This is a genomic window from Nocardioides korecus (assembly GCF_054778395.1).
Genome location: NZ_BAAGZO010000001.1, coordinates 339,598 through 363,544, shown reverse-complemented (window position 1 = coordinate 363,544; position 23,947 = coordinate 339,598). Strand labels below are relative to the sequence as shown.

The following is a 23,947-nucleotide window of genomic DNA, read 5'->3' as shown; positions in this document are numbered from 1 at the left end:
CGTGGCGGGACGACGCCCACCACCCCGGGAGACCGCCATGACCACGCTCGAGGACCGCCCCGCCACCGCCCTGCTCGTCATCGACGTCCAGAACGACGTCGTCGGCGAGGCCCACGACCGCGACCGGGTGGTGGCCAACGTCGCCACCCTGGTCGACCGGGCCCGTGCCGCCGGCACCGAGATCGTCTGGGTGGCCCACAGCTCCCCGCACCTGGAGAAGGGCAGCCCCGGGTGGGACTACGTCCCCGAGCTCGCGCGAGAGGACTCCGAGCCGCTGGTGCACAAGGAGTACGCCGACTCCTTCGAGGACACCGACCTCGAGCAGGTCCTCGCCGAGCGCCACGTCGGCTCGCTCGTCGTGGCCGGCGCGCAGACCGACGAGTGCATCCGCTCGACCCTGCACGGCGCCCTGGCCCGGGGGTACGACGCCCTGCTGGTCGCCGACGCCCACACCACCGAGGACCAGTCCCCCTGGGGCGCTCCCACCCCGGACCTCGTGATCGCCCACACCAACCTCTACTGGTCCAACCACACCGCCCCCGGCCGCACCGCGGGCACGGCGACCACCGCCGAGGTGTCCTTCGGGACCGACTGATCCCCGGCTAGCCGGGGATGAGTCGGCTCTTCCCCCGAACGTTCACCCGACAACCCGACCGATCGCCCGAGGAGGTCCGGCCGCATCGCGGGGCTCCCGACCCTCCCGGCCCAGCGCCACGCCTGGAAGAGCGGACGCCGTCAGTCGTCCCGGGCCAGGAACGCCCGCGCGACGAAGGAGCGGTCCGCGGCCTCGACCGCCCGACGACGTACGCCGTCCGGCGCGACCGCGAGCAGCCGGGCCAGCAGGTCGTCGAGGTCGCGGTGCACGGTCGCGGCGCCCGTGGGCGAGCGGACCGGGTAGCCCGCCGGTCCGAAGGCGCCCACCCGCCAGGGTCGCCCCAGCAGCGCCTCGGCCTCCGCGGCCCGGGCCGCCAGCAGGCGCGGTCCCGCCCCGTGGGAGGCGATCTCCCACGGCGCCCCGACGGTGCCGCTCCCGCAGGCCCCGCACATCAGGATCGGGGCGTACGCCGCACGAAGTCCTCGGCGATCTCGTCGAAGGTCACCCACTGCACGCCGTCGTGGCCGTTGATGTGCTCGATCAGCCGCTCCAGGGCCATCAGCACCTGGGGCCGGCCCGACACGTCGGGGTGGATCGTCATCGTGAAGGCCGCGTAGTCCATCTCGCGGTGGACCCAGTCGAACTGGTCGCGCCACATCTCCTCGATGTCGCGCGGGTTCACGAAGCCGTGGCTGTTGGGGCTGACTTGATGAACATCATCGGCGGCAGGTCGTCGAGGTACCAGTTCGCGGGGATCTCGACCAGGTCGGTCTCCTCCCCCCGCACCAGCGGCTTCATCCAGTCGTGCGCCGAGGCCGCCTCGTAGTCGATCGGCGTCCAGGAGTCGCCGACGCGCACGTAGTAGGGCTCGAAGTCGCGGTGCATCAGCGAGTGGTCGTAGGTGATGCCGCGCTCGAGGAGCAGCTCGTTGGTGACGGTGCTGAACTCCCACCACGGCGCGACGTACCCCGTCGGCCGGCGGCCCGAGCGCGTCTCGACGAGCTCGATGCAGTGGTCGAGGACCTCCGACTCCTGGCGGCGCGACATCGCGATCGGGTTCTCGTGGGAGTAGCCGTGCACGCCGATCTCGTGGCCGGCCTGCACGCAGGCGTCGAACTGCTCGGGGAAGGTCTCGATCGAGTGACCGGGCCAGAACCAGGTCTGGCGGATGTCGTGACGGCGGAACAGCTCCAGCAACCGAGGTACGCCGACCTCGCCGGCGAACACGCCGCGGGAGATGTCGTCCGGCGAGCTCTCCCCGCCGTAGGACCCGAGCCAACCGCCGACCGCGTCGACGTCGGTGCCGAAGGCGATCTTGATGTCCTTGGTCATGGTGGTGCCTCCTCGAGATGGGTGCCGACGAGGACCGGTCAGGTGCTCGCCTCGTGCCGAGCCAACCACGGCCGCACCACCTCGAGCGGGTGCGCGGGGTCCACGGCCAGGGCGACCGACAGCAGCACGCGGGCCTGCCAGGTGCTCAGCTCCCCGGCGAAGACGACCCCGGCGCGGTCCAGGTCGAAGCCGCCGCCCCCGCCGTACACCGGCCGCACCCCGCCACCGGCGACCCGGGTGGTGAGCAGGACCGGGACGCCCGCGTCGACAGCCCGACGGACCTGCTCGGTGTCGGCCGGGGCGGTGTTGCCGATGCCCAGCGCCTGCAGGACGATGCCGCGGGTCCCGCGCTCCAGGACGGCCGAGAGCGCCCAGCCGTCGCTGCCGGGGACCGTGGCCACGACGTCGACGGGTGCGAGCCCCCTCGCGCGCACGGCCTCGACCGCTCCCGAGACGGTCCCGCGCGCGCCGGGAGCCGTCGCGGTCATCACGCCATCGGGGCCGACGTGGAGCCGCGGCCCGGCCTGGGCCGCGAAGGCGTGCAGGTCGCTGGTGTGGACCTTGCGGACGCCGTACGCCGGCCAGGCCTCGCCGGCGAAGACGAGCATCGCCCCCTGCCCACGCGCCCGCTCGCTGTTGAGCACCCGCAGCAGGTCGGCCAGGTTGCCCGGCCCGTCGGGATCGGGGTCGTCGTGGGGGCGCTGGGCACCGGTGACCGCGACCGGTTGGTCACCGGCGTGCAGGAGGTCGAGCAGGAAGGTCGTCTCCTCCATCGAGTCGGTGCCGTGGGTCACCCCGACGGCGTCCGCCCCCGCGGCCAGCGCGTCACAGGCCCGCAGGGCGATCGCGGCCTGCTCCTCCAGCGTCAAGGCGAAGCTCGGGCTGGTGCCCACGTCGACGGCCCGGACCTCGGCCCCGGCCAGGACGGCGGCGTCCACGCCGGCCAGCAGCTCGGCGGCCCGCACGCTCGCGACGACCGCGCCGTCGACGTGCCGGCTGGCGATGGTCCCGCCCGTGCCGATCACGGTCACCTGCACGTGGTGCTCCCCTCGTCGGTCCGGGTGTCCGCGGGCTCGCGGGCTAGTGCGCCATGTCCACGAAGCGCGAGTAGTGGCCCTGGAAGCTGACCACGACGTCGCGGGTGGGGCCGTTGCGGTGCTTGGCCACGATGATGTCGGCCTCGCCGGCGCGGGGCGACTCCTTCTCGTAGACGTCCTCGCGGTGCAGCAGCATCACGATGTCGGCGTCCTGCTCGATCGATCCGGACTCGCGCAGGTCCGACATCATCGGGCGCTTGTCGGCCCGCTGCTCGGGACCACGGTTGAGCTGCGACAGCGCGATGATCGGGACGTCGAGCTCCTTGGCCAGCAGCTTGATCTGCCGGGAGAACTCCGAGACCTCGACCTGGCGGGACTCGACCTTCTTGCCCGAGGACATCAGCTGGAGGTAGTCGATCACGATCAGCTTCAGGTCGTGCCGCTGCTTGAGCCGACGGGCCTTGGCCCGGATCTCCATCATCGTCATGTTGGGGCTGTCGTCGATGAACATCGGCGCCCCGGAGACCTGCCCCATCTTGGGGACCAGCTTGTTCCAGTCGTCCTCGCCCATCGGGCCCTTGCGGATGTTGTTGAGCGGGATCTTGGCCTCGGCCGAGAGCAGCCGCATGGTGATCTCGGACTTCGACATCTCGAGGCTGAAGAAGCAGCTAGTCAGGTTGTTGTGGATCGAGGCGGCCCGGCAGAAGTCCAGGGCCAGCGTCGACTTGCCGACCGCGGGTCGCGCGGCGACGATGACCATCTGCCCGCCGCCGAAGCCGTTGAGGAGCTCGTCGAGGTCGGCGAAGCCGGTGGGCACGCCGTTGGCGGCGCCGTCGTTGTTGGAGATCGCCTCGATCTCGTCCAGCGTCGACTCCATGATCGCCGAGAGCGGGGCGTAGTCCTCCTGCGCCCGCTTCTCCCCGATCGCGTAGACCTCCTGCTGGGCCGCGTCGACGGTCTGGTCGACGTCGCCCTCCTGGGCGTAGCCCATCTGCGCGATCTTGGTGCCGGCGTCCACGAGCCGGCGCAGCACCGACTTCTCGCGCACGATCGTGGCGTAGAAGCTGGCGTTGGCCGCGATCGGGACGCTGGCCGAGAGCGTGTGGAGGTACGGCGCGCCGCCCACCTTGCCCAGCTCGCCGCGACGCTGCAGCTCGGCCGAGACCGTCACCGGGTCAGCCGGCTCGCCGCGACCGTAGAGGTCGACGATGGTGTCGTAGATCAGCTCGTGGGCCGGCCGGTAGAAGTCGGTGCCGTTGATCTGCTCGTTGACGTCGGCGATGGCGTCCTTGGAGATCAGCATCGAGCCCAGCACGCTCTGCTCGGCGTCGGGGTCCTGCGGGGGCATCCGGCCCGACCAGTGCTCCTGGTTGCCGCCCTGGCCCCCGGTGGGACCGCCCGCGTCGCCGCCGAAGGGGCTCCCGTAGTCGCCGAGGTCGCTGGCGTCGAAGTCGGAGCCCCAGCCGTCACCGGTGGTCATCGCACCGAGCGAACCCCCGGCCGGACCGGTCGGATCGGTCATGCTCATCGAACGCCTCCCCTCTCCTTCGAACAGCCCCCGTCGGCGCCGCTGGCCGGACGCCGTGGAGGCTACGACCGAGCACTGACACGACGTGTCCCCGAGGTCCGGAGCGCCCGAGGCTAAGCCCCGGGGAGCGGGTCACCAAGCCCGTCATCCACAGGCACCTGTGGATAACCCTGTTGACGGTGTGGAACACGCCGCCCGTCCTGGGGGCAACCTGTTGACGGACCTGTGGACGACGAAGTTCTTCCACCCCCCGCACCGGCCCTGACCTGGGCTTTTCCTCCACCGCGGCCTGTGGAGAAAAGAAATCCGACGGCCGGGTCGTTCACCGTCTAGACATCTCCCGGCTCCTCGCCGGTATGTCGACAAAGCCCCCCGGGCTGGAGATACCCACAGGATCGGCGAGTTTTGCACAGGCTGGGGTTGGCTCTAGCCTCACCAGCGTGATACGGCGGCGGACCCCTCCGGCGTCCGACTCCCCGGGTCCGCGCTCGCACGACCGGGAGATCCTCCGCCTGGCCGTCCCGGCCTTCCTGGCGCTGGTCGCCGAGCCCCTGTTCCTGCTGGCCGACTCCGCCATCGTGGGTCACCTCGGCACCCCGGAGCTGGCCGCGCTGGGGATCGCCTCGGCGGTCCTCGGCACCCTGGTCAGCCTGTGCGTCTTCCTGGCCTACGGCACCACCGCCTCGGTGGCGCGGCAGGTCGGGGCCGGACGCACCCGCGACGCCCTCACCCAGGGCGTCGACGGACTCTGGCTGGCGGTGGTGATCGGCGTGGTGGTCACGGCGCTGGCCGTGCCGCTGACCCCGGCCCTGGTCGGTCTCCTGGGACCCGGACGGCACGTCGGCGACCTCGCCACGGCGTACCTCCGTCCGGCGCTCATGGGCGTCACGCCGCTGCTGCTGATGCTGGCCGCCACCGGGGTGCTGCGCGGCCTCCAGGACACCCGTACGCCGCTCGTGGTGGCGGTCTGCGCCAACGCCGTCAACGTCGTGGCCAACCTCGTGCTGGTCCACGGGGTCGCCGGCTGGGACGGCCTCGGGCTCGTGGGGTCGGCGCTGGGCACGCTGGTGGCGCAGGTCGGCTCGGCGCTGGTCCTGGTGCTGGTGGTCGGTCGCGGGGCCCGCCGGGCCGGCGCCCGCCTGCGGCCCGACCTCGCCGGCGTACGCCGATCCGCGCGGGCCGGGGTCCCGCTCGTTCTCCGCACCCTGCTGCTGCGCGCCTCCCTGCTCCTGATGACGTACGCCGCCGCCGGCCTGGGTGACGCCGACCTCGCCACGATGCAGCTGGCGCTGACCATCTGGACCTTCCTGGCCTTCACCCTCGACGCGGTCGCGATCGCCGCGCAGGCCGTCACGGGCCGCTACCTGGGGGCCGGCGACGCCGCCGGGACCCGGGCCCTGGCCTCGCGGATGCAGCGATGGGGCTGGGCGACCGGGGTCGTCACGGGCCTGGCCCTGGCCGCCCTGAGCACCGTGCTCGGCCCGCTGTTCACCACCGACCCCGAGGTCCGGTCCCTGCTGGTGCCGGTGCTGCTCGTGGCGGCGCTGGCCCAGCCGCTCGCGGGCATCGTGTTCGTCCTGGACGGGATCCTGATCGGGGCGGGCGACGCCGCCTACCTCGCCGCCGCCCAGGCCGTGACCCTGCTGCTGTTCGCCCCGGTCGGGCTGGCCCTGACCCGCGTGCCCCGGCTCGACCACGGCCTGGTCTGGCTCTGGGTCGCCTTCGGGGCGCTGTTCATGGGAGGCCGGGCCGTCACGCTGCTGCTGCGCGCACGCGGCACCGCCTGGATGCGTCTGGGCGTCTGAGGGCCGTCGGGCCCCTCAGCGCACGACCAGCTCGCCCGCCTTCGCGTCGAAGACCACCTCGCGGGCATCCCCCTCGACGGCCTCGAGGACGGCCTGGGCCACCCGGTCCGAGGGGTACGGCGCCGGCAGCCTCGGCGGCTCGCCGGCCAGGGCCCGGGTGTCCAGGCCGGTGTCCAGGTGCGGCGGGCGCACGTCGACGACCAGCAGGCGGCGGCGCTCCTCCCGGCGGACGACGGAGAGCCAGGTGGCCAGCGCGCTCTTGGCCGCGGAGTACTCCGCCATCCCCGCGGTGGGCAGGTCGGCCAGGATCGCGGACACCACGACCGCGAACCCGCGACCGCCGTGCTCGTCCGCCCCGGCGTCGCCGAACCGGCGCGCGGCCGCCCTCACCAGGGCCATCGGGCCGAGGACGTTGACGGCGAACAGCTCCTCGACCACCGCGTCGTCGGCCCGCATCGCCGGACCGAAGCCGGCCACGCCGACGCAGACCACGATCCCGTCCAGGCCACCGAGCTCGGCCGCGGCCGCCTCGACCGTCGCCGCGCAGGACTCCGCGTCCACCGCGTCGAAGAGCAGCGGCTCGGTGCCGCACCGCTGCGCGACCGCCCCCACCCGTCCGGGGTCGCGACCCGCGGCCACCACCCGCGCCCCGCGCTCCAGCAGCAGGTCGACGACCTGGCCCCCGATCGCTCCCGACGCCCCGCAGACCAGGACCCGCGCGTCCCCCAGCTCCACCCGGAACCACCCCTCGCGTGCTCACCCGCCGGGGGCCTGCCGCGGGTCGCGCCCGCGCCGCCCGGTCCCCGGCCCGCCCATCCAAGCCAGCCCGCCCAAGCCGACCCGCGATCCGGCCGCCAGGACCGCCTGCCCGACCTCGCGCCCCCGTCCCGGCCGAGCGCCCTACGCTGGCGACCATGCCGAGCACGCCCGACCCGCAGCCCCCCGCTCGCGGGGGCGGGCCAGCGGGCGCGACCGGGGGCGCCGACGGGTCGCCGCGACGCGCCCGGCGCACGTCGACGCCGCTCCAGCTGATCGCGCTGGGCCTGGTGGTCGTCGTGGGGTTCGTGTCGTGGACCCCGGCGGGGCGGCACCCCGCGTGGGAGCACTACGACCTGCTCGCCGACCCCGTCGGCTGGCTGGTGGTGCTGTCGGGCACCTGGGCCCTGACGCGGGCGCAGCCGACCACCGCGGTCCTGCGCTGGCCGGCCGTCGTGGCCGCGGTCGTCAGCGTGCCCACGTGGTTCCCCCAGGTGCAGCACGCCATCGGCGACGCCGGCGGCTGGGCGGCCTCGCTGCCCCAGGCGGCGTACTGCCTGCTCCTCGCGCGCGAGATCGGGATGCTGGCCACGCAGCAGCAGCCCCGCGACCGGTACGCCGCCGGCCGGGCCGGGCTGCTCGTCTGGGGGTTCGCCCTGGTGGCGGTGCTGCCGGCGCTGGTCCTGGGCGGTCGCCTGGAGGCGCTGCGGGCCCCGACCCTGGTGGTGGCCCTGGGCATCAACCTGAGCCTGATCTGGTTCCTGCTGCGCCTCCACCGGCGCACCTGGCTCGGGGGCCCGGGTCCGGCCACCTTCGACGAGCGGGGTCGGCGTACGACGACCGAAGGCCGCCCCCCTCGGTGAGGGGGACGGCCTTCGACGGTGTGCTGAGCGTCAGGCGGAGACGACGTTGAGGTTGACCTTCGCCTCGACCTCGTCGTGGACCTTGACGGTCACGGTGTGGCTGCCGAGCGACTTGATCGGGTTCTTGACCACGATCGTGCGCTTGTCGACCTCGCCGCCGGCGGCGGTGATGGCCGTGGCGATGTCGGCGGCGGTGACGGCGCCGAACAGGCGACCACCCTCACCGGCACGCACCGGCACGTTGTAGGTCGAGGACTCGAGCGAGGCCTTGACCTGGACGGCGTGGTCGGCGTCGCGCACCGCGCGGGCCGAACGGGCCTTCTTGATGGAGTCGACGGTCTTCTCGCCGCCGCGGGTCCAACGGATGCCGAAGCCGCGCGGGATGAGGTAGTTGCGGCCGTAGCCGTCCTTGACCTCGACCACGTCGCCGGCGGCACCGAGGCCGGTGACCTCCTGGGTCAGAATGAGCTTCATGAGGGGATCTCCTTCCTCAGCGAGCGGTGGACGTGTAGGGCAGCAGAGCCACCTCGCGGGCGTTCTTGACCGCGATGGCGACGTCGCGCTGGTGCTGGACGCAGTTGCCGGTGACCCGACGCGCGCGGATCTTGCCGCGGTCGGAGATGAACTTGCGGAGGAGGTTGGTGTCCTTGTAGTCGACACCGGTCGCCTTCTCCTTGCAGAACTGGCAAACCTTCTTCTTGGGCTTGCGAATCACTGCCTTGGCCATTGTGGTGCTCCTTTTGTGAGCCCGGCCCAGGGTGGTTACTGAGGCCGGAATGGTGAGGGATGGACTATTCGGTTGTGCGTGGTGCGGGGCGAGTCCCTAGAAGGGGGGCTCGTCCGAGCCCTGGCTGGCCCACGGGTCGTTCTGCGGCTGGGACGAACCCTGACCGCCACCCTGCTGACCGCCCCAGCTCCCGCCGGACTGCTGGCCGCCGCCGGAGCTCGCGCCCCAGCTGCCGCCACCCTGGCCCCCGCCGGACGACGAGGCGCCCTGGGCCGGGGTCGAGGCCCACGGGTCGTCGGAGCCGGCACCGCCGCCGGACGACTGCTGACCCCCGCCGTAGCCGCCCCCGCCGCCGGCGCTGCGCTGGACGCGCGCGACCTTGGCGGTGGCGTACTTCAGGCTGGGGCCGATCTCCTCGACCTCGAGCTCGACGACAGTGCGCTTCTCACCCTCGCGGGTCTCGTACTGACGCTGCTTGAGCCGACCCTGGATGACGACGCGCATCCCCTTCTGCAGCGACTCCGCGACGTTCTCGGCCGCCTGGCGCCACACCGAGCAGGAGAGGAACAGCGCGTCGCCGTCCTTCCACTCGTTGGACTGACGGTCGAAGGTGCGCGGGGTCGACGCGATCCGGAAGTTCGCGACCGCCGCCCCCGAGGGGGTGAAGCGGAGCTCCGGGTCGTCGACGAGGTTGCCGACGACGGTGATGACTGTCTCGCCTGCCATGGGGTCTCCCTGGGTGCGGTGCGGAACTGGCTGGTGCTGCTCCACCTGACGGTAGGTGGCGCTCCCGACACGTCCTAGGACGTGTCCGGAGCCTGTGGATCAGTGGGCGTCGGGGCGCAGGACCTTGGTGCGCAGCACCGACTCGTTCAGCGAGAGCTGACGGTCGAGCTCCTTGACGGTCGCGGGCTCGGCCTGCAGGGCGACGACGGCGTAGATGCCCTCGGCGTTCTTGTCGATCTCGTAGGCGAGACGACGACGACCCCAGACGTCGATGTTGTCGACGGTGCCACCGTCGTTGCGCACCACGTTGAGGTAGGTGTCGAGCGACGGCTGGACGGTGCGCTCCTCGAGGTTGGGGTCGAGGATGACCATGAGTTCGTAGGTACGCATGAGCGTGCCCACCTCCTTCGGACTCGGCGGCCACGGCATCTCCGTGGCAGGAGGGTTGATCGGTGTCGCCACTCCCATCGGGGGAGGGCGACGGGCAAGGTTAGCAACGAGCGGCACCCCGGCGCGAATCGCGGTCCACCGGGTCCCGGGACGCGGGTCGGCCTGTCGGTCGCCCCGCCTAGGCTGGCGCGATGACCACCAGCACCGTCGTCGTCGGAGCCCACGTCACCCAGGAGGACCCCGTCGCCGAGGCCGTGGCCCGCGGGACCACCCTCGTGCAGACGTTCCTGGGTGACCCGCAGAGCTACAAGGGCCCCGAGATCCGCTACCCGGGCGGGGCCGGGGCCCTGCGGGCGGCCGCGGCGGAGGCCGGGGTGGACCTCTACGTCCACGCCCCCTACATCGTCAACGTCGCGACGACGAACAACCGCATCCGGATCCCGAGCCGCAAGCTGCTCCAGCAGCACGTCGACGCGGCCGCGGACGTCGGCGCCAAGGCCCTGATCGTGCACGGCGGCCACGTGGGCAAGGACGACGACCCCGCGAAGGGCTTCGACAACTGGCGCAAGGCGATCGAGGCCACCGACCTCAAGGTGCCCCTGCTGATCGAGAACACCGCGGGCGGCGACAACGCGATGGCCCGCCACCTCGACCGCATCGCGGGCGTCTGGGAGGCGGTGTCCCGGGCCGAGGGGTTCGAGCAGGTCGGCTTCTGCCTCGACACCTGCCACGCCTGGGCCGGCGGCATCGACCTCGGCACCGCGGTCGAGCGCGTTCGCGGCATCACCGGCCGGATCGACCTCGTGCACGCCAACGACAGCCGCGACGCCTTCGACTCCGGCGCCGACCGCCACGCCAACTTCGGCGCCGGCCAGCTCCCGCCCGACGAGTTCGCCGCCGTGGTCCGCGAGGCCGGCGCCCCCGTGGTCTGCGAGACCCCCGGCGGCGCCGAGGAGCACCGCGCCGACTTCGCGTGGCTGCGCGAGCACGGGGTCTGAGGGTGGCCGACCGGCCCACGCGACGGGCCCTGCTCCGCACGGGGCTCGCCCTCCCCGCCCTGGGGGTGGCGGGGGCGCTCGCCGGCTGCGGGCCCGGCCCCGGCAGCTCGGGCAGCTCGGGCCGCTCGACCGGCGGGGCGTCCCCCAGCCCGGCGAGCGGGGTGAAGCGGCTCTTCTACGGACCCGACCGCGAGCAGCAGCTGATCGACGTACGCCGCCCTGCCGGCAGGCCCGGCGCCTCGGCCCTCACGGTCGTCCTGGTCCACGGCGGCTACTGGCAGGCCTCCTACGGCCTGGACCTGATGGTCCCGATGGCGCAGCGCCTGGTGTCGCGGGGGCACGCGGTCGTCAACGTGGAGTACCGCCGCGTCGGGTCCGGCGGCGGCTGGCCCGCGACCTTCGCCGACGTCGCCGGCGCGATCGACCTCGTGACGCGCCACCCCGACCTGGCCGACCTGCCGCGCGAGTCGGTGCTGGTCGGGCACTCCGCGGGCGGCCACCTGGCGGCGTGGGCCGGCTCGCGCAGCGCCCGCACCCCGGGCGGAGCACCGGCCCGCGAGCCGCGGCGCGTGGTCTCGCTGTCCGGCCTCCTCGACCTCACGGCGGCCGCGACCGCCCCCGAGTCCGGCGGGGCGACGCAGTCGCTGATGGGCGGGACCCCCGCTCAGCACCCGGACCGCTACCGGCTGGGCGACCCGGCCCTGCTGGTCCCGGCCGCCTGCCCCGTGATCGGGGTCCAGGCCGACGACGAGCGGGTGATCCCGACCGCCCAGGCCGCCGACTACGTCCGGGCGGCCACCCGGGCCCGCGGCCGGGCCGAGGCCGTCACGGTGCCGGGTGACCACTTCACCCTGATCGACCCCCGGGCCGCGGCCTGGGGTCGGATCCAGGCGCTCGTCGAGGGATGACGCCGGACGGTGGGGCCTCGACTCGTCGGTCCGACGATCGCAAAGGCTCAGGACGAGGTGTCGACGGTCCCGTAGCCGCCGCGGTGGTGCACCAGAGGGGCCAGCGGGGATCCGTCCGGCGCGTCCGGGGCCACTGCCGTGCGGACCACGCGGCCCACCAGGATGCTGTGGTCGCCGGCCGAGTGAACCGCCTCGGTGCGGCACTCCAGCCAGGCGCAGGCGTCGTCGACGAGGGCCACGCCCGTGGCTGCGCCGCGGTGGTGGTCCACCTGCGCGACCCGACCCCGGGTGTCGGAGCCCTGGCGCGCGAACAGCGCGGCGACCGACCGGGCGCTCTCGGCCAGGACGCTGACACCCCACGATTCCGACCCGACGAGCACGTCGTGCAGACGGACGCTGCGACCTATGCACACGAGCACGAGGGGCGGCTCCAGGGAGACCGAGACGACCGACCCGACGGTCAGCCCGACCTCCTCGCCGTCGGTCACGGTCGTGACCACGCAGACGCCGGTCGGGAGGCGGCCCATTGCCTCCCGCATCCTCGCTGGCGCCACCGCCCCGTCGTAGGAGCGTCCCGCGCCGTCGTGTGCCGGCATCCTCGGAGCCTCTCAGAGCGCGGTCGCCACCGGGCCAGCGCCCCCCGTTAGGCTCGGCCGGTGACGATCACGGTTTCCACCATCTCCACGGCCGACCACCTCGACCACCTGCGGGCGGTGACCGCGAGCGGCGGCTCGGCGAGCTTCCTGCAGACCCCGGCCTGGGCGGCGGTCAAGCCGGAGTGGAAGGCCGAGTCCGTGGGCTGGCGCCTCGACGGCGAGCTCGTCGGGGTCGCGCTGGTGCTCTACCGCCAGCTCCCCAAGGTGCGCCGCTACCTGGCCTACCTGCCCGAGGGCCCGGTGATCGACTGGGACGCCGAGGACCTGGGCGCCTACCTCGAGCCGCTGGCCGAGCACCTCAAGGGGCAGGGCGCGTTCGGGGTCCGGATCGGCCCCCCGGTCGTCACCCGGCGCTGGACGGCGGCGCAGGTCAAGGAGGGCATCGCCGACGAGTCGGTGACCAGCCTGACCCAGCTGCCCCCCGCGGAGCGCGGCCGCACCGGCGCCGCCGTGGTCTCCCAGCTGCGTGAGCTCGGCTGGCGCCCCCAGTCGGTCGAGGGCGGGTTCGCCGCGGGCCAGCCGCAGTTCAACTTCCAGGTCCCCCTGGTGGGCCCCGACGGCACCCCCCGCACCGAGGACGAGGTGCTCAAGGGGATGAACCAACTCTGGCGCCGCAACATCAAGAAGGCCGCCAAGCTCGGCGTCGAGGTCACCCAGGGCACCCGCGAGGACCTGGGCGCCTTCCACGAGCTGTACGCCCACACCGCCGAGCGCGACCACTTCACCCCGCGCCGGCTCTCCTACTTCGAGACCATGTGGGACGCCCTGCGCGCCGAGGACCCCGACCGGATCCGGCTCTACCTGGCCCGCCACGAAGGCGACCTGGTGGCCAGCACGATCTGGATCCGGGTCGGCACCCACACCTGGTACTCCTACGGCGCGTCCTCCACCGACAAGCGCGAGGTCCGCGGGTCCAACGCGGTCCAGTGGGAGATGATCCGCGACGCCCTCGCCGCCGGCGCCCACGTCTACGACCTGCGCGGCATCACCGACACGCTGTCCTCCGAGGACGGCCACGTCGGCCTGATCCAGTTCAAGGTCGGCACCGGCGGCGAGGCCGTCGAGCACGTCGGCGAGTGGGACCTGCCCCTGAACAAGGCGCTGTACGCCGCCTTCGACCTCTACATGTCCCGGAAGGGCTGACCACCGTGCCCCTGACCCTCCACGTCGACGGCGACCGCTGGCGCGCCCACCTGCGCGCCGTCGCCGAGCGCCAGCCGGGCCTCGCGCCGGTCTGCAAGGGCAACGGCTACGGCTTCGGCCTGGGCCGGCTCGCCCGCAAGGCCCAGTGGCTCGGTGTCGACACGATCTGCGTCGGCACCTACGACGAGCTGCCCCAGGTGCTGCCCCGCTTCGAGGGCTCGGTGCTGGTGATGACCCCGTGGCGCCCCGGCACCCCCGACAGCGACGACCCCCGGGTGATCCACACCGTCGGACGGCTGGAGGACCTCGAGGCCCTGGCCACGCGGGGCCTCACGACCGGCCGCCGCCCCCGCGTCGTGCTCGAGCGGCTCACCTCCATGCGCCGCCACGGCTTCGGCGCCGCGGACCTGCGCGAGGCCGGACGCCGGGTGCGCACCCGGGGCGGGGTGGAGCTGGAGGGCGCGGCCGTGCACCTGCCGCTCGCGGGCGCGGGCGGCCCGGGCCACCTGGCCGAGATGGAGCGGCTGCTGACCGACGTGGTCGCGGCCGGGCTGACCGAGCTGGGTGAGCGCGGCCGCACCGTCTGGGTCTCCCACCTCAGCGACACCGAGCTCCAGCGGCTGCGCGCCGACCACCCCGACCTCGTGCTGCGGCCGCGCACCGGCACCGCCCTGTGGCTGGGCGACCCGGCGGCGATGTCGGTGCGGGCCACCGTCCTCGACGCCCACCCGGTGCGCCGCGGCGACGTCTACGGCTACCGCGGCCGGTCCGCTCCTCGCGCCGGCACCATCCTGGTGGTCGCCGGCGGCACCTCCCACGGGATCGGGCTGGAGGCACCCCTGGGCCAGCAGAGCCTGCGGGCCCGCGCGGCCAGCGTGGCCCGGGGCGGCCTGGACGCCGCCGGGCTGGTGCGCTCCCCCTTCACCGTCGCGGGCAAGCGTCGCCTCTTCGCCGAGCCGCCCCACATGCAGGCCTCGATGCTGTTCCTGCCCGCGGACGCCGACGTCCCGGCCGTGGGCACCGAGGTCGACGTGCGCGTGCGGCACACCACCACCGACGTCGACGTCGTGGAGATCAGCTAGCGGACGGGCTCAGCCGAGCGCGGGCTCGCGGTCGCGCTCGGGGAGCGCGGCCTCGGCCCCGCCCGGGACCTCGCGCTCCTCGAGCACCGGGTCGTGCTCGGGGCGCAGCACGTCGCGGACCACGACGACGGCCAGGTAGAGCTCGGCCGCCAGCCGCACCCAGATCGCCAGGTCGTACGCCGGGGAACGCCCACCCGCCGCCTCCTCGAGCCAGTGCCCGAGGTACATCCAGACGGCGACGAAGTAGACCATCTCGCCGGCCTGCCAGATCAGCTGGTCGCGCCAGCGGGGGCGGGCCAGCACGGCCAGCGGCAGCAGCCACAGGACGTACTGCGGCGAGTAGACCTTGTTGACGGCCAGGAAGCCGACCACGACCAGGAACCCCAGCTGCGCCAGCCGGGGGGTCCGGGGCGCGCGCAGCCCGAGCACGGCCACGCCGGCGCAGACCGCGGCGAAGAGCACCCACGACCAGGTGTTGATGGTGTGCACCGAGTACGACCCGCCGGCGTCGGTCAGGGCCAGCCACGCCGAGCCCAGGTCGGCCGCACGGGCGGAGTTGAACCTCCAGAACACCAGCCACTGCTGGGGCCCGGTGGCCAGGGCCGGGGCGTTGACCAGCAGCCAGGTGGCGGCCGCGGCGGCGATCGCGCGCGCGGCCTCGCCGGGCTGCTTACGCCTCCAGGCGATCACCAGGACCGGACCGAGCAGGAACAGCGGGTAGAGCTTGGCGGCGGTGCCGAGCCCGATCATCACGCCGGTCAGCGTCGACCGGTCCCGCGACCAGGCCCACAGCGCGCCCGCCACCATCACCACCGCGAGCAGGTCCCAGTTGACCAGCGCGGTCGCCAGCAGGCACGGCGAGAGCACGAGCATCAGCGCGTCCCAGGGCCGCCGTCGGTGCACGCCGGCGACCAGCCAGGTCGTCAGCAGCGCCAGCCCGGCGAGGAGGACCGCGGTGAGCAGGAAGTAGGTGTTGGTCTCCTGCGTCATCCCCGGCAGCCCCCACAGCGACCCGGGGGCGGCCAGCCGACGCTCGGCCACGGGTGGGCCGGAGGGGTCGAGCTGGGTCAGGAGCGCGGTCCCCCAGGCCAGGTAGGAGATGCCGACAGGGTACTCCATGGCCTCGTAGCGGCCGCCGGAGTCGGCGTACGGCCAGCGGCCCTCGGCCAGCCCGCGCCCGGTGTAGAGGTAGGGCACGTCGGAGTAGCACATCTTGGAGTAGCGGGCCTGGTCGCTGGACCAGTTCGTGCTCGTGCAGGGCGTGTGCTGCACGATCGCCAGCGCCATCCCGACCGCGCAGAGCACGAGCAGGACGCGCACCGGCGACCACCACGGGTGCGGGCGCGCGTGCCGACCCACGGGTCCCCCGGCCACCTCGCTCAGCGAGCGGGCGACCGGGTCGACCAGGGTCGGGGCCTCAGTCACGGCTCGTCACGGCTGGTCACGGGCCCGTCACGGGGTGGTGGTGCAGCTCGGGTCGGTGTTCGGGTCACAGGCCCGACCGGCCGGGGTCGACGGCGCACCGCCGACGCCCGTGCTCTTCGACGGGCTCGGCTTGGCGGTCGGCGAGGCCGACTTCGACGGACTCGGCGTGGGGCTGGGCGAGGCCGACTTCGAGGGGCTCGGCGACGGGGTCGGGGTGGCGGTCGGCGACGGCGGCGGCGTGTACGGCGCGTGGCCGTCGGTCGGCGGCGTCCCGGAGACGAAGGCCGGGGGCGGGAAGCTCTCCACCGACGTGCCGGCCAGCACGGCCTGCATCACCGCGGTCCAGGTGCGGGTGGGGTAGTCGGCGCCGAAGTAGGAGGGCAGGTAACCGTTGAGCGCCTCGTTGCCCTTGCCGCGGACGTACATCACCGCGGTCGAGATCTGCGGGGTGTAGCCGACGAACCACGACGAGGAGACGTCGCCGTCGGCGTTGGTGGCCGTGCCGGTCTTGCCGGCGGCGGGGCGACCCAGGCCGAGGGCGTTGCGGCCGGTGCCGTTCTGCACGACCTGCTGGAGGGCGTAGCTGACGTCGGCGGCCACGTCGCCGCTCAGGGCCCGGTTGGTCTTGCGCGGGGCGCGGTAGAGCACCTTGCCGTCGACCGCACGGGTGACCTTCTTGATCGTGAACACGTCGTGGTGGAGGCCGCCGTTGGCGAAGGTGGCGTAGGCGTTGGCCATCACGACCGGGCTGATCGTGGCCGAGCCCAGCGCGATGGCGTTGTTGGCCTCCAGGCCCGAGGTCTTGCGCGGCACGCCGAGCTTGACGGCCGTGTTCAGGATCTGGCGGGGCCCGTCGGTGCCCAGGGCCTCGGTCAGGTCGGAGTACGCCGTGTTGACCGACTGCTCCGTGGCCGTGACGAGGCTGATCGCCGAGCCGTAGTTGTTGCCCGTGCCGGGGCCCTCGTTCTTGACCTGCGAGCCGTTGGCGAAGGTGTAGGGCGAGTTGCCGTCGAAGGTGGACTTCAGGCTGAACCCGGCGTTGAGGGCGGCGGCCAGCGCGAACGGCTTGAACGCCGACCCGGGCGACCCGCCGAGCGTGGCCCAGTCGAGCTGGCTCTTGAGGTAGTCCTGCCCGGCGTAGAAGCCGACCAGCGCTCCGGTCTTGACGTCCACCGAGGCGGTCGCGACGTGCAGCTTGGCCAGGCCCGGCGGACGCTGGTTGGCCACCGCGTCCTGGCTGGCCTGCATCGCCGCGGGGCTGAACGTGGTCACCACGCGCAGGCCGCCGGAGTCGATCTCGCTGCTGTCGAAGCCCAGGCGACGCAGCTCGGCCTTGACCAGGCCGAGCATGAAGCCCTTCTGACCGCCGTACTGGTTGTTGGTCGGGGCCTTGCTCAGCGCGGGGAGCTTGCCGATCAGGCGGTCGCGCTGGGCGGCGTCGAGGTTCCCCATCGAGACCATGCCGTTGAGCACGTAGTCGTAGCGGTCGATCAGCGCCTGGCGCCCCGGCGCGCCCTTGTCGGGCCGCAGGTAGTTGGGGGAGTTCAGGATCGCCGCGAGCATCGCCGACTCGGCGACGTCGAGCTTCTTGGCCGGCCGGCCGAAGTAGGCCAGCGAGGCGGCCTGGACGCCGTACGCCCCACGACCGAAGTAGATGGTGTTGAGGTAGCCCTCGAGGATCGCGTCCTTGGACTGCTCCTGCTGCACCTTCAGCGACAGGAACGCCTCCTTGATCTTGCGGGAGAACGTGCGCTGCTGGCTGAGGTAGAGGATCTTGACGTACTGCTGGGTGATCGTCGAGGCGCCCTGGGTGGAGTTGCCCTTGGCGTTGGAGAACGCCGCGCGCAGGATGCCCTTGGGGTCGATGCCGCTGTTGGAGTAGAAGGACCGGTCCTCGGCCGCGATCGCGGCCTGCTGCATCGACTTGGGGATGTCGGCCAGCGGGATGGACTCGCGGTTCTGCTCGGCGAAGGTGCCGATCTTGGTCTTGCCGCCCGCGTAGTAGACGTAGCTCGACTGCGCCTCGAAGGCCTTGTTGGCCGAGGGGATCGTGGTGTTGCGGTAGGTGAAGTAGCCGATGCCCGCCAGGACCACGACGAGGACGAGGCCGGTCACGAACAGCCACTTCAGGACTCCGAGGGCCCGGCGCCCACGCGTGGGCTTCCCCGGCCTCTTGGACGTCTGGCTGGTGCCGCTACCGCTCACTGGTCCTCTTCTCCTGCGCGCTCCCCCCAGCGCCGTCGGTGATGGGTGGGTCCGTCCCCGATCCGCCTCGAAGGGTACGGGGTCCGGTTCGTACGTCCTGCTGGAACGTCCGGACCGGAGTGGCGTGGCGTGGTTGATATATCGGTTTGATAGGTTACCTCGATGCAGCGACGCCGTACGTCGCCGCCGAGCCGCCCGAGGAGGTGACCGTGCCCGCCAGCAAGAGCGCCGCCCTGGAGCTCGCCGTCCTCGGCCTGCTCCACGACTCACCCCTGCACGGCTACGAGCTGCGCAAGCGGCTCAACCTGCTCCTGGGCTGGACCCGGCTGCTCTCCTACGGCTCGCTCTACCCGGCGCTGAAGCGGATGCTGCGGGCCGGGCTCGTGAGCGAGGACACAGCCACGCCGGCCCCGGTGTCGCGCCGCCAGCGGATCGTCTACCGGATCACCCCGGCCGGCGAGGCCTTCTTCGCCGACCGGATCACCGACGCCGGCCCGGCCGCCTGGGAGGACGAGGACTTCACCACCCGGTTCGCGTTCTTCTCCCGCACCGACGCCGACGTGCGCCTGCGCGTGCTCGAGGGACGCCGCACCCGCCTCCAGGAGCGCCTGGACCGGGTCCGCGGGTCCGAGCGCGAGCCCACCGGCCCGGTCGACCGCTACGTCAGCGAGCTGCACCGCCACTCCGTGGAGTCCGTCGAGCGCGAGGTGCGGTGGCTCACCGAGCTGATCGCCGCCGAGCGCGCCGGCCCCGCCCCCACCATCCACACCGCGCCACCCCCCGCACCAGCAGCACCCGTCACCACCCCCGGCAGCACACAGCAGTCGTCAAGCGAAGGAGAACCATGGGATCGATCCGAGTAGCCATCGTCGGAGTGGGCAACTGCGCCAGCTCCCTCGTCCAGGGCGTCACCTACTACAAGGACGCCGACCCGTCCGCGGTCGTGCCCGGCCTGATGCACGTCCTGTTCGGCGAGTACCACGTCTCGGACGTGCAGTTCGTCGCCGCGTTCGACGTCGACGACAAGAAGGTCGGCAAGGACCTGTCCGAGGCCATCAACGCCTCGGAGAACAACACCATCAAGATCGCCGACGTCCCCACCCTCGGTGTCGAGGTCCAGCGCGGCCCCACCCACGACGGCCTCGGCAAGTACTACCGCCAGACCATCGAGGAGTCCGCCGCGGAGCCCGTCGACGTCGTCGCGGCCCTGCGTGCCGCCGAGGTCGACGTCCTGGTCTCCTACCTGCCCGTCGGGTCGGAGCACGCCGACAAGTTCTACGCCCAGTGCGCGATCGACGCAGGCGTGGCCTTCGTCAACGCCCTGCCCGTCTTCATCGCCTCCGACCCCGAGTGGGCCCAGAAGTTCGAGGACGCGGGCGTCCCGATCATCGGCGACGACATCAAGAGCCAGGTCGGCGCGACCATCACCCACCGCGTGATGGCCAAGCTGTTCGAGGACCGCGGCGTGGCGCTGGACCGCACCTACCAGCTCAACGTCGGCGGCAACATGGACTTCAAGAACATGCTCGAGCGCGAGCGCCTGGAGTCCAAGAAGGTCTCCAAGACCCAGGCCGTCACCTCGAACCTGACCGGCTCGCTGGCCGGCCTGACCGACTCCAAGAACGTCCACATCGGCCCCTCGGACTACGTCGCCTGGCTCGACGACCGCAAGTGGGCCTACGTGCGCCTGGAGGGTCGCGCCTTCGGCGACGTCCCCCTCAACCTGGAGTACAAGCTGGAGGTCTGGGACTCCCCGAACTCCGCCGGCATCATCATCGACGCCATCCGCGCGGCGAAGATCGCCAAGGACCGCGGCATCGGCGGCCCCCTGCTGTCGGCCTCGTCCTACCTGATGAAGTCCCCCCCGGTGCAGCGTCCCGACGAGGAGGGCCGCGCCTCGGTCGAGGCCTTCATCACGGGCGACGTCGAGCGCTGACCCCCGCACCACCACGTACGACGGCACGGCCCCCGGTCCCGCACCGGGTGGCCGTGCCGTCGGCGTTTGTGCCGAGGTCTTGACACAAGTCGTCCCCGGCCCCATCTTTGTGTCAACCACCTGGCACAAAGGAGAGACCATGTCCGCGGTCGGCGCCCCTGAGCTCCTGCTCGTGATCCTCCTCGGCGCGGGGGTGGTCACCGCGGTGGTCCTCGCCAGCCGGTCCGGCGCCCGCACCCCGCAGGTCCCGGTCCGCGAGGCGCGCCTGGTCGGGCTGACCCGCGTCGTCGGCGTGGTGGCCGGGTTCCTCGCCGCGCGGGCCGTGTCGCGGGGTGGCACCTACGGGACCGGCCCGATGCTCGCCCCGGCCGTCTTCGGCACCTGCGTGCTGCTCGCCGTCGTGGCCGGCGAGACGCTGGTCCGCCCACGCCGGGACCCCGGCGTGCGCTCGGCGTCGCTCGGGGTGCGCCGGGTGCGCGACTACGCGCCGCGGGTCTGGGTCGCGGTCGCGGCCGTCCTGGTGCTGACCACGGCCCTGCTCCTCTTCACCACCCTGACCGCCAGCCCCGACGAGACCGACGGCACCGCCCGCGCCGTGTCGTGCGAGCAGGCCGCCGGGGGCGCGTCGGCCGGCCCCTACCCCGGGAGCTACTACACCGGACCGTTGGCGCTGGCCCTGCTCGTCGTGCTCGTGGTGGCCGGGATCGCCGCCCGCCGGGTGGTGCAGCGGCCGCGCGGCAGCGGCGACGTCGGGGGCGACGACGCCCTGCGGCGCCGCTCCCTGCGGGTGGTGGTCGCCGCCACCGGCCTGGCCGTGGGCTCCTCCTACGTCGGGGTCGCCACGGCGGCCGCCAGCGCCCTGGGCAACCTCGCCAGCGGGGAGTCGATGTGCTCGCCCGGCTGGGCGGGGCCCGTGGCCACCGGTCTGGGGGTGAGCGTCCTGCCCGTGGCCGTGCTGGTCCTCGGGTGCGCGCTGATCCTGCTGCGGCCCGGGACCCCGCACGGGCTCGCCCGGCCCCCGGCCACGGCGGGTCCGACCGGACCGGCCGGGCCGTCCGACCCCGTCGGGCCGGGAGGCGGGGTCGACCCGCGTGGGGGCGCGGACGGTGTCACGCCCCTGGGCCCCGGTGGAGCTCCGTCGTCGGGGGGCCCGGGCCGGTGACCACCTCCCACCTCGAGGTCGACACCGACGACCCCACGCCGGCGTACGAGCAGCTGCGGCGCCAGCTCCAGGACCTGGTCGGCAGCGGTGCGCTCGCGCCCGGTGACCGGCTGCCGCCGCTGCGTCAGCTGGCCGGTGACCTCGGTCTCGCCGTCGGCACCGTGGCGCGCGCCTACCGGGAGCTCGAGGGCGCGGGCCTGCTGGTCTCGCGCCGCGGCGGCGGCACCCGGGTCGCGCCACGGGTGGACTGGGTCCAGCGCGACGACGTCCGGCTGGAGCAGGGCCTGGAGCGTCTGGCCGCCACCTACCTGGCCCGGGCCCGCGCCCTGGGCGCCAGCCGGGCGGAGGCCCAGGCGGCCCTCGGACGGGTGGCGCAGGCGTCAGCAGCCGCACCCCAGTGACGGTCCCGGGACCGAGGACCCGACCTGGGCGGCGGACGTCCGCCGCTTCGCCCGAACCGGTGACAACCCGCCCCCGTCTTCCTAGGGTTCGGCCATGAGCGACGGCACGCCTCCGCCCGGACCCCAGGACCCCCGCGAGCCCCAGGGCGACGACGAGCGGGGGGACGCAGCGGGTGGGCCGACCCACGAGCAGCAGGGGGGCCACGGGCAGGGCGGGTACGGCCAGCCCGGCGGCTACGGGCAGCCGGGTCCGCCGGCGTACGGCCAGCAGCAGTACGGGAGTCAGCCGGGGCAGTACGGCCAGCAGCCGTACGGGCAGCAGCCCTATGGGCAGCCCGGGCAGCCGTACGGGCAGCAGCCGCCCTACGGGCAGGCCTACGCCCCGGGGCCGTACGGCGTGCCCCCGGGTGGCTTCGGGCCCCGTGGCTACGACGCGGTCGAGGCGATCAAGTACGGCTGGGCGAAGTTCACCAAGCGACCGGGCGACCTGCTCGTGCCGGTGCTGGTGCTCGGCCTGGTCGTGGTCGTCGTGGTCGGGATCGCGTACGCCGCGCTGTTCGCCTCGATCGTGTCCGGCGGCAGCATGCAGACCCGCGCGGACGGCACGGTGACCTACGAGCCCGGCACCGGGTTCCTGGGGATGATGCTGGTCTACGCGGCGTTCGCCCTGGTCCTGTCGCTGATCACGCAGTTCATCGCCGCGGCCCTGGTCCGCGGCGGGCTCGACGCGGTCGACGGTCGTCCGGTGTCGCTGGGGTCGATCTGGCAGGGCTGGGACAAGGGCCAGGTCCTGCTCGCCGCGGTGCTGCTCGGGGTGGGCACCGCGATCGGCTACCTGCTGTGCTTCCTGCCGGCGGTCCTGTTCACGTTCTTCACCCAGTACACCGTCTACTTCCTGGTCGACCAGCGCCTGGGCGCCGTCGACGCCATCAAGGCGAGCATCTCCTTCGTGCGCAGCCACCTGGTCGAGAGCCTGGTGTTCTACCTGCTCTCCTCCTTGGTGCTCACCGTCGGGGCGATGCTGTGCGGCATCGGCCTGCTGGCGGCCGCGCCGGTGGTCCTGCTGGCGGGCGCCTACACCTTCCGGGTGCTCCACGGTCAGCCGGTGAGCCCGCCTGCGTGAGCCGACGGACACCCACCCGACCGGGCCTCCCGAGACCCGGCTGCTGGTCGCGCGTCACGCGCAGGCGGCGTACGTCGAGACCTGGTTCTCCGACGAGGGCGGCTCGCTGACCGACGAGGGTCGCGAGCAGGCCGGCTGGCTCGGGGCCTCCGCGGTCGGCGAGGGGGTCGTCGCGGTGGTCACCAGTGACACCTCGCGGGCGGTGCAGACCGGGGAGATCGCGGCGGCCCGGCTGGCGGCGGCCGGGGCGCCGGCCGTGGGGGTGACGGCGGTGAAGGCCCTGCGCGAGGTCTTCCTCGGCGACCTGATCGGCACGGCGTTCCACGTGGAACGCATCGACGAGGTGACCCGGCAGTGGCACGCGGGCGACCTGGACGTGCGCTTCCCGGGCGGGGAGTCCGGCACCGAGGTCGTCCGGCGCCACCAGGACACCCTCGACGAGATCGGGCGGGCGCACCCCGGCGCGACGGTGCTGGTCGTGGGGCACCAGACGGCGCTCGGGGTGGCGCTGCCCGTGCTGGCGGGGCCCGAGCCGGCCGTGGCGGGTGCCGACGCCGGGGTGAGCGCGGCGTACGCCCGGGACCACCCGCTCGGCAACACCGAGCGGGCGGTCGTCACCGGCGGGCCCGGCCGCTGGCGGCTGACCGGGTGGGGGCCGGGTGCGGGCCCCGTGCTCAGCGCTCCACGTCGGCCTTGATCTTGGCCAGGGTCTCGTTCATCCCCTGCTCGAGCTCGACGACGAACTCGTCGAGCCCCCCCAGGACGCGCTTGGTGAGGGTGACCGAGACGTCGGAGATGCCCTTGGGGGCGTCGCGGCGCTCGACGACACGGGTGCCGCCGTCCGCGGTCGGCTCGAGGGTGAAGGACCAGATCGTCCAGTTCTCCTTGATCCGGAAGGCCAGGCGCCGCTCGGTCTCGAACTCGGTCACCATCGCCTGCGTGGGCCAGAACAGCAGGCCGCGGCGGTTGATGTTGACCAGCTTCGCGCCCTGACGGGTCGGACCGCCGCGGACGAAGGTCTTGCGCACCTGCGGGCTCCAGCGCGGCATGTTGGTCAGGTCCGAGAGCAGGGCCCACACCTTGGCGGGAGGGGCGGCGATCTCGATCGAGGCCTCGATGGGGGCGACGTCGGTGAGCGGCATGGCGGTC

General features: G+C 73.3%; 27 protein-coding genes. 13 read left to right on the top strand and 14 right to left on the bottom strand.

Translation table 11 applies throughout. The annotated features are described in order from the left end of the window. Positions 1 to 37: 37 nt before the first annotated feature. The gene (locus tag ACYVDA_RS01705; RefSeq protein WP_460814285.1) at positions 38 to 595 is read left to right on the top strand and encodes an isochorismatase family protein; all 558 of its coding nucleotides are present in this window, start codon (positions 38 to 40) and stop codon (positions 593 to 595) included. A gap of 140 nt (positions 596 to 735) precedes the next feature. Here ACYVDA_RS01705 and ACYVDA_RS01700 read toward each other — a convergent pair whose 3' ends face one another. From ACYVDA_RS01700 to dnaB, 5 genes are read right to left on the bottom strand one after another with little or no spacing between them, the layout of a single operon-like run. Next, positions 736 to 1,047: a hypothetical protein gene (locus ACYVDA_RS01700; protein WP_460814281.1), complete on the bottom strand. Its 312-nt coding sequence runs from the start codon at positions 1,045 to 1,047 to the stop codon at positions 736 to 738. Continuing rightward, positions 1,047 to 1,277, bottom strand: coding sequence for a hypothetical protein (locus ACYVDA_RS01695; protein WP_460814279.1), 231 nt, complete (start codon positions 1,275 to 1,277; stop codon positions 1,047 to 1,049). The genes ACYVDA_RS01700 and ACYVDA_RS01695 overlap by 1 nt, the downstream gene beginning before the upstream one ends. Beyond that, the gene (locus tag ACYVDA_RS01690) at positions 1,274 to 1,927 is read right to left on the bottom strand and encodes a polysaccharide deacetylase family protein (protein ID WP_460814277.1); all 654 of its coding nucleotides are present in this window, start codon (positions 1,925 to 1,927) and stop codon (positions 1,274 to 1,276) included. Before ACYVDA_RS01690 ends, ACYVDA_RS01695 begins: the two co-directional genes overlap by 4 nt. A gap of 38 nt (positions 1,928 to 1,965) precedes the next feature. Continuing rightward, complete coding sequence (locus ACYVDA_RS01685) at positions 1,966 to 2,964, bottom strand: asparaginase (RefSeq protein ID WP_460814275.1); 999 nt, start codon at positions 2,962 to 2,964, stop codon at positions 1,966 to 1,968. A 43-nt stretch (positions 2,965 to 3,007) separates the two neighbouring features. Beyond that, the gene (dnaB, locus tag ACYVDA_RS01680; RefSeq protein WP_460815061.1) at positions 3,008 to 4,312 is read right to left on the bottom strand and encodes a replicative DNA helicase; all 1,305 of its coding nucleotides are present in this window, start codon (positions 4,310 to 4,312) and stop codon (positions 3,008 to 3,010) included. 620 nt (positions 4,313 to 4,932) lie between these two features. On the opposite strand from dnaB, the gene ACYVDA_RS01675 reads away from it, so the two are divergent. Next, entirely contained in the window at positions 4,933 to 6,297 is a 1,365-nt protein-coding gene (locus ACYVDA_RS01675) for an MATE family efflux transporter (RefSeq protein ID WP_460814272.1), read from the top strand. Positions 6,298 to 6,312: 15 nt separating this feature from the next. Here the strand turns inward: ACYVDA_RS01675 and ACYVDA_RS01670 are convergent, their stop codons facing one another. After that, on the bottom strand, positions 6,313 to 7,032 hold the full coding sequence (locus tag ACYVDA_RS01670; RefSeq protein ID WP_460814269.1) for an SDR family NAD(P)-dependent oxidoreductase: 720 nt from the start codon (positions 7,030 to 7,032) through the stop codon (positions 6,313 to 6,315). A gap of 179 nt (positions 7,033 to 7,211) precedes the next feature. On the opposite strand from ACYVDA_RS01670, the gene ACYVDA_RS01665 reads away from it, so the two are divergent. Further along, positions 7,212 to 7,916, top strand: a complete 705-nt coding sequence (locus ACYVDA_RS01665) for a hypothetical protein (RefSeq protein ID WP_460814266.1) — start codon at positions 7,212 to 7,214, stop codon at positions 7,914 to 7,916. A gap of 30 nt (positions 7,917 to 7,946) precedes the next feature. On the opposite strand, the gene rplI is transcribed toward ACYVDA_RS01665, so the two are convergent. The 4 genes from rplI to rpsF all read right to left on the bottom strand — a co-directional run bounded on the left by rplI (position 7,947) and on the right by rpsF (position 9,759). Further along, positions 7,947 to 8,390: a 50S ribosomal protein L9 gene (gene rplI, locus ACYVDA_RS01660; RefSeq protein ID WP_460814262.1), complete on the bottom strand. Its 444-nt coding sequence runs from the start codon at positions 8,388 to 8,390 to the stop codon at positions 7,947 to 7,949. A gap of 16 nt (positions 8,391 to 8,406) precedes the next feature. After that, positions 8,407 to 8,643 carry a 30S ribosomal protein S18 gene (gene rpsR / locus ACYVDA_RS01655; protein WP_460814260.1) on the bottom strand — a complete coding sequence of 79 codons (237 nt, stop codon included), beginning with the start codon at positions 8,641 to 8,643 and terminating at the stop codon, positions 8,407 to 8,409. 96 nt (positions 8,644 to 8,739) lie between these two features. Continuing rightward, positions 8,740 to 9,369 carry a single-stranded DNA-binding protein gene (locus tag ACYVDA_RS01650; RefSeq protein ID WP_460814257.1) on the bottom strand — a complete coding sequence of 210 codons (630 nt, stop codon included), beginning with the start codon at positions 9,367 to 9,369 and terminating at the stop codon, positions 8,740 to 8,742. Between the two features lie 99 nt (positions 9,370 to 9,468). Beyond that, positions 9,469 to 9,759, bottom strand: coding sequence for a 30S ribosomal protein S6 (rpsF, locus tag ACYVDA_RS01645; protein WP_460814255.1), 291 nt, complete (start codon positions 9,757 to 9,759; stop codon positions 9,469 to 9,471). A gap of 191 nt (positions 9,760 to 9,950) precedes the next feature. Here rpsF and ACYVDA_RS01640 point away from each other — a divergent pair, with 191 nt between their 5' ends. After that, the gene (locus tag ACYVDA_RS01640; protein ID WP_460814253.1) at positions 9,951 to 10,757 is read left to right on the top strand and encodes a deoxyribonuclease IV; all 807 of its coding nucleotides are present in this window, start codon (positions 9,951 to 9,953) and stop codon (positions 10,755 to 10,757) included. A gap of 2 nt (positions 10,758 to 10,759) precedes the next feature. Next, complete coding sequence (locus tag ACYVDA_RS01635) at positions 10,760 to 11,665, top strand: alpha/beta hydrolase (RefSeq protein ID WP_460814251.1); 906 nt, start codon at positions 10,760 to 10,762, stop codon at positions 11,663 to 11,665. A gap of 47 nt (positions 11,666 to 11,712) precedes the next feature. On the opposite strand, the gene ACYVDA_RS01630 is transcribed toward ACYVDA_RS01635, so the two are convergent. Further along, positions 11,713 to 12,261 carry a flavin reductase family protein gene (locus ACYVDA_RS01630; protein WP_460814249.1) on the bottom strand — a complete coding sequence of 183 codons (549 nt, stop codon included), beginning with the start codon at positions 12,259 to 12,261 and terminating at the stop codon, positions 11,713 to 11,715. Between the two features lie 60 nt (positions 12,262 to 12,321). Between ACYVDA_RS01630 and ACYVDA_RS01625 the strand changes: the two genes are divergently transcribed. Then, a complete protein-coding gene (locus ACYVDA_RS01625) occupies positions 12,322 to 13,464 on the top strand; it encodes a lipid II:glycine glycyltransferase FemX (protein WP_460814247.1) in 1,143 nt (380 codons plus the stop codon). A gap of 5 nt (positions 13,465 to 13,469) precedes the next feature. Continuing rightward, positions 13,470 to 14,546, top strand: a complete 1,077-nt coding sequence (locus ACYVDA_RS01620; RefSeq protein ID WP_460814245.1) for an alanine racemase — start codon at positions 13,470 to 13,472, stop codon at positions 14,544 to 14,546. A 9-nt stretch (positions 14,547 to 14,555) separates the two neighbouring features. Here the strand turns inward: ACYVDA_RS01620 and ACYVDA_RS01615 are convergent, their stop codons facing one another. Both ACYVDA_RS01615 and ACYVDA_RS01610 read right to left on the bottom strand, forming a co-directional pair. Next, positions 14,556 to 15,971, bottom strand: a complete 1,416-nt coding sequence (locus ACYVDA_RS01615) for a glycosyltransferase family 87 protein (protein ID WP_460814243.1) — start codon at positions 15,969 to 15,971, stop codon at positions 14,556 to 14,558. Between the two features lie 27 nt (positions 15,972 to 15,998). Next, on the bottom strand, positions 15,999 to 18,086 hold the full coding sequence (locus ACYVDA_RS01610) for a transglycosylase domain-containing protein (RefSeq protein WP_460814240.1): 2,088 nt from the start codon (positions 18,084 to 18,086) through the stop codon (positions 15,999 to 16,001). Between the two features lie 299 nt (positions 18,087 to 18,385). Between ACYVDA_RS01610 and ACYVDA_RS01605 the strand changes: the two genes are divergently transcribed. The 6 genes from ACYVDA_RS01605 to ACYVDA_RS01580 all read left to right on the top strand — a co-directional run bounded on the left by ACYVDA_RS01605 (position 18,386) and on the right by ACYVDA_RS01580 (position 23,495). Beyond that, positions 18,386 to 19,039: a PadR family transcriptional regulator gene (locus ACYVDA_RS01605; protein ID WP_460814237.1), complete on the top strand. Its 654-nt coding sequence runs from the start codon at positions 18,386 to 18,388 to the stop codon at positions 19,037 to 19,039. Further along, positions 19,021 to 20,112: an inositol-3-phosphate synthase gene (locus ACYVDA_RS01600; protein WP_460814234.1), complete on the top strand. Its 1,092-nt coding sequence runs from the start codon at positions 19,021 to 19,023 to the stop codon at positions 20,110 to 20,112. Before ACYVDA_RS01605 ends, ACYVDA_RS01600 begins: the two co-directional genes overlap by 19 nt. A 139-nt stretch (positions 20,113 to 20,251) precedes the next feature. After that, positions 20,252 to 21,274, top strand: a complete 1,023-nt coding sequence (locus tag ACYVDA_RS01595; protein ID WP_460814231.1) for a hypothetical protein — start codon at positions 20,252 to 20,254, stop codon at positions 21,272 to 21,274. Beyond that, positions 21,271 to 21,675: a GntR family transcriptional regulator gene (locus ACYVDA_RS01590; protein ID WP_460814229.1), complete on the top strand. Its 405-nt coding sequence runs from the start codon at positions 21,271 to 21,273 to the stop codon at positions 21,673 to 21,675. Before ACYVDA_RS01595 ends, ACYVDA_RS01590 begins: the two co-directional genes overlap by 4 nt. 94 nt (positions 21,676 to 21,769) lie before the next feature. Further along, entirely contained in the window at positions 21,770 to 22,798 is a 1,029-nt protein-coding gene (locus ACYVDA_RS01585) for a DUF2189 domain-containing protein (protein WP_460814227.1), read from the top strand. Then, complete coding sequence (locus ACYVDA_RS01580) at positions 22,791 to 23,495, top strand: histidine phosphatase family protein (RefSeq protein ID WP_460815059.1); 705 nt, start codon at positions 22,791 to 22,793, stop codon at positions 23,493 to 23,495. The genes ACYVDA_RS01585 and ACYVDA_RS01580 overlap by 8 nt, the downstream gene beginning before the upstream one ends. Here the strand turns inward: ACYVDA_RS01580 and ACYVDA_RS01575 are convergent. Next, positions 23,473 to 23,940, bottom strand: a complete 468-nt coding sequence (locus tag ACYVDA_RS01575) for an SRPBCC family protein (RefSeq protein ID WP_460814224.1) — start codon at positions 23,938 to 23,940, stop codon at positions 23,473 to 23,475. The genes ACYVDA_RS01580 and ACYVDA_RS01575 overlap by 23 nt on opposite strands. Positions 23,941 to 23,947 lie beyond the last annotated feature (7 nt).